Here is a 4,210-nt window from a genome sequence, read left to right on the forward strand (position 1 = left end):
GGGTGTTTTTGTCGGGCAAAGAGGCCAAGGACGCAGATGGCAACAAACACAAGGAACCTGGGATAACGGAGGCATCATCGGAGATGATATCACCAAACATGTTGCTGGTGATTATAATACCATTTAGGTGGCGCTCGGTCTTGCCTTGCTCGTCGGTGATGTACTTCACCAGCTCCGCGAAGTCGCTCTTCTTGATGGAGCGCATGGGGACGTGCTTGGCAATCACGCGCACCCCCCGGCCGTTTTAGCGGCTAAAAAAGTCATGGCTCTGCCCTCGGGCGGACCACGCCCATCATGACCTTGCCAAGCTCGTCCTGCTTCTCTTCGATCTTCGCCAGCAGGGCGAGGATCGTGGCATCACCGAACCGCGCCGTGCGCGGGTCGTCGGTGAGCCAGAGTTTCAGCAGGCCGCCCAGGCGGCCCAGGTCGCCATTGATGCGGGCCAGCTCGCGGACGTGCTCATAGTCCACGACGCCCGTGATTTTGTAGCCCTGGCCGACGGCCAGCAGGTAGGCCGACAGGCTCATGCCGGCCGCCGCCGCCTTTTCCTCAATCGCTCTTCGTTCGTCTGGAAGGCAGTACACCTTGATAGGTGGGCTGCCCTTCCTGGTTGGCTTGGTTTCATCAGCCATCCGCTTGCCCTCATCTGTTACGCCGGCGGTAGCCGGCCAGCCTCGCAGAGCAGGATTCCCGTTGAGCACCGCCAGGTGCGAATAAGGGACAGTGAAGAAGGAACACCCGCTCGCGGGTGGGCCTACTTCACCTATCCTGCCCGGCTGACGCCGTTGGATACACCAAGGAAAGTCTACACGAACCCTTTGGCAAAATCCTGTATATCGTGCGAAAAAGGATGGATATACCGAAAAAATCGCTATAATGACCCCGAAGCAGGGTTATGCAGCGGAAAAGCGCTGCTTCCCTGCTGTTTTGTGGAATATCTACCGACTGGAAACAGGCAAATGCAGGAAATTACTGAACTGAGGGGACAGGCGAGAGACGATGCCATTTAGGTGGGTTGGGTTCTTAACTAGGATCATGGCGGCAGAATCAATCAATTGATGTTGAACCTTCAATGTAGGGAATTCGTTCTTGATGGTTTCCTCCACAGTTTTTCTCCATAATCTTGAAGAGGCCAAAACATTAGCTTTATCCAAGGACCAAATAGGCAATGGTGGCTCATGTTGTAGGGCCATGAAAGCGGCCATTCTTGTGATTCTTTGCACTTCTGGAACGGTGTATTGTTCACTATCCCAAGCGACACCATCACCATCGTCTTCCTTTCTCTTACCAAAGTAAATACCTCCCACTAATTCTCTGACAACAACGAAGTCAGTACCTTTAGCAAATTGTGGCTTGATTGGAGATAAGTCTAAAAGAGAGTCGGATGCAAAGTTACATGGTCTTAAGTTGGCGTACAATTGAAGTTCTTTACGGATTTTTAGTAAACCTTGTTCAGGTCTAACACTACCGGTACCGCGCTTGCGGAAGCATCAGCAAATAAGGCCAGCACAGCCAGCGCAGTTGCCGCTTTGGTTCCTGATTCTGTTCTTGATGAATTAAACAAAGCGGCACAGTAACAAAGGACTTCATTGATAATTTTTCTTCAGGAGGAAGACATGTCATTCTTTTCTACGTTAAAAACAGCTTTGTCTTTGAAGGAGAAACTTGCTGCTACTGGTGTTCTTGTTCTGATTTGCGCACTTGTTGGTGCTGGGTTTGCATGGGAACGTCATCAGCTAAAGCAAGCCATAGAGAAAATTGGCAGTCTTGATCAGGCTGTTAAGGAACGTGATAAGTCAATAATGGATCTTAACCAGACCATTGAGACGATGAACAAAGCAGAGCAACATTTTCACAGCCAGGAAGTGAAAAATGAATCAGAACAAGCCAAGTATGCTGACAGGCAAATGGAACGAAAAGCTGAAGTTCAGAAACAACTGGTTGCGGCGGGTAATGTTCGCCAGCGTATTCCTGCTGACACTCAGCGGTTGCTCCGGGAGTCGATCAGCGAATTTAACGCCGACGCCGACAAAGGTTAACCACCCTGCCCCCAAAAGTGCATTTATGTGTAGGATGCCAGAGTTTAGCAGTGAATATTTTGATGATCTGCCAGCGTATATCCTCGATACAGAAACGATGCTGATGGGGATTAACAGGAAGAATCGCAACGTTAATGATTACAACCGAGCTATTAGCGGTAACTAAAAGGGATTTTTATGTCTGATAAAGTAACAGTAAAGCAAACTATCAACAAAGCGACTTCAATCTACAAAATTGAGCAAATCACTGTTGGCAAGCCAGGATCTGAACAATACCGTCGTGCTTTCGAGCTTGCCGATCAGCTTGGTTTAAAACACCCGGATTGCATTGAGCATGTATTTCCGACCTATGCTGATGAGCAATGTACTCATGTTCTTACCGAAGAGGATTTTTTCAGCACTGAAGAACGAGAAGGCGTTGATCGCTGCATTGGTGTGATTTGTTCTTCGGTAAGTGATGAGTTATTCCCTAATGTGCCTGAATATGGTGGTATTGGATACCAATTCCTGTACGAGGGCGATGAGCTTAAATGCTATGAACATGGTCTTCTCATCGAAAGCGTAGAATAATACGACTCCCTTCCAACCGGCTACGTTGGCCGGTTTTTCACTTATCCACATTATCCACTGGATAGATCCAATAATCAGGTCCATACAGATCCCAATTAGATCCATATAGATCCCTGATCGTTGCAGGCCGCGCCACGTCTGGCTTAGAAGTGTATCGCGATGTGTGCTGGAGGGAAAACGATGTGTGCTGGAGGGATAAAAATGTGTGCTGACGGGTTGCTAATGTGTGCTGGCGGGATATAGGATGTGTGTTGACGGGAAAGCTTGGGTAGTTATCACCACTTATAAAAACTATCCACACAATTCGGAAAAAGTAATATGAATCAATCATTTATCTCCGATATTCTTTACGCAGACATTGAAAGTAAGGCAAAAGAACTAACAGTTAATTCAAACAACACTGTGCAGCCTGTAGCGTTGATGCGCTTGGGGGTATTCGTGCCGAAGCCATCAAAGAGCAAAGGAGAAAGTAAAGAGATTGATGCCACCAAAGCGTTTTCCCAGCTGGAGATAGCTAAAGCCGAGGGTTACGATGATATTAAAATCACCGGTCCTCGACTCGATATGGATACTGATTTCAAAACGTGGATCGGTGTCATCTACGCGTTCAGCAAATACGGCTTGTCCTCAAACACCATCCAGTTATCGTTTCAGGAATTCGCTAAAGCCTGTGGTTTCCCCTCAAAACGTCTGGATGCGAAACTGCGTTTAACCATTCATGAATCACTTGGACGCTTGCGTAACAAGGGTATCGCTTTTAAGCGCGGAAAAGATGCTAAAGGCGGCTATCAGACTGGTCTGCTGAAGGTCGGGCGTTTTGATGCTGACCTTGATCTGATAGAGCTGGAGGCTGATTCGAAGTTGTGGGAGCTGTTCCAGCTTGATTATCGCGTTCTGTTGCAACACCACGCCTTGCGTGCCCTTCCGAAGAAAGAAGCTGCACAAGCCATTTACACTTTCATCGAAAGCCTTCCGCAGAACCCGTTGCCGCTATCGTTCGCGCGAATCCGTGAGCGCCTGGCTTTGCAGTCAGCTGTTGGCGAGCAAAACCGTATCATTAAGAAAGCGATAGAACAGCTTAAAACAATCGGCTATCTCGACTGTTCTATTGAGAAGAAAGGCCGGGAAAGTTTTGTAATCGTCCATTCTCGCAATCCAAAGCTGAAACTCCCCGAATAAGTGTGTGCTGGAGGGAAACCGCATTAAAAAGATGTGTGCTGCCGGGAAGGCTTGTCCAATTTCCTGTTTTTGATGTGCGCTGGAGGGGGACGCCCCTCAGTTTGCCCAGACTTTCCCTCCAGCACACATCTGTCCATCCGCTTTTCCCTCCAGTGCACATGTAATTCTCTGCCTTTCCCTCCAGCACACATATTTGATACCAGCGATCCCTCCACAGCACATAATTCAATGCGACTTCCCTCTATCGCACATCTTAGACTTTTATTCTCCCTCCAGCACACATCGAAGCTGCCGGGCAAGCCGTTCTCACCAGTTGATAGAGAGTGAAGCTTGGCTGCCCATTGAAGCAGGAAATCACCAAAATGATTCAGGCTACAACCTGAACGTAGAAGAAATCCGCGTCCTTTATGCGTGGAGGATGC

The 4,210-nt window shown here is 48.4% G+C and carries 4 protein-coding genes and 2 pseudogenes; 3 read left to right on the plus strand and 3 right to left on the minus strand.

The window, feature by feature from the left end; translation table 11 throughout:
- From ETR37_RS19950 to ETR37_RS18200, 3 genes and pseudogenes are all read right to left on the minus strand, one after another.
- Window positions 1-118: pseudogene (locus ETR37_RS19950) on the minus strand (isocitrate/isopropylmalate family dehydrogenase); the annotation flags it as partial.
- A gap of 142 nt (window positions 119-260) precedes the next feature.
- Entirely contained in the window at window positions 261-632 is a 372-nt protein-coding gene (gene traJ, locus ETR37_RS18195) for a conjugal transfer transcriptional regulator TraJ (RefSeq protein WP_008832110.1), read from the minus strand.
- Between the two features lie 306 nt (window positions 633-938).
- A pseudogene (locus ETR37_RS18200) lies at window positions 939-1,457 on the minus strand (isocitrate/isopropylmalate family dehydrogenase); the annotation flags it as partial.
- 159 nt (window positions 1,458-1,616) lie between these two features.
- Between ETR37_RS18200 and ETR37_RS18205 the strand changes: the two are divergent.
- The 3 genes from ETR37_RS18205 to repA all read left to right on the plus strand — a co-directional run bounded on the left by ETR37_RS18205 (window position 1,617) and on the right by repA (window position 3,788).
- Entirely contained in the window at window positions 1,617-2,039 is a 423-nt protein-coding gene (locus tag ETR37_RS18205) for a hypothetical protein (protein ID WP_000007765.1), read from the plus strand.
- Between the two features lie 177 nt (window positions 2,040-2,216).
- Window positions 2,217-2,609 carry a hypothetical protein gene (locus ETR37_RS18210; RefSeq protein ID WP_001281124.1) on the plus strand — a complete coding sequence of 131 codons (393 nt, stop codon included), beginning with the start codon at window positions 2,217-2,219 and terminating at the stop codon, window positions 2,607-2,609.
- Window positions 2,610-2,927: 318 nt separating this feature from the next.
- Window positions 2,928-3,788, plus strand: coding sequence for a replication protein RepA (gene repA / locus ETR37_RS18215; RefSeq protein WP_001076427.1), 861 nt, complete (start codon window positions 2,928-2,930; stop codon window positions 3,786-3,788).
- Window positions 3,789-4,210 lie beyond the last annotated feature (422 nt).

Origin of the sequence: Geobacillus sp. PK12 (genome assembly GCF_004123125.1) — a bacterium.
In the GTDB taxonomy this organism is placed as follows: domain Bacteria; phylum Bacillota; class Bacilli; order Bacillales; family Anoxybacillaceae; genus Geobacillus; species Geobacillus zalihae.

Excerpts from the sequence above, each read along its gene's own strand:
- traJ (WP_008832110.1), bottom strand. The coding sequence starts at position 632 with ATGGCTGATGAAACCAAGCCAACCAGGAAGGGCAGCCCACCTATCAAG.
- ETR37_RS18205 (WP_000007765.1), top strand. The coding sequence starts at position 1,617 with ATGTCATTCTTTTCTACGTTAAAAACAGCTTTGTCTTTGAAGGAGAAA.
- ETR37_RS18210 (WP_001281124.1), top strand. The coding sequence starts at position 2,217 with ATGTCTGATAAAGTAACAGTAAAGCAAACTATCAACAAAGCGACTTCA.
- repA (WP_001076427.1), top strand. The coding sequence starts at position 2,928 with ATGAATCAATCATTTATCTCCGATATTCTTTACGCAGACATTGAAAGT.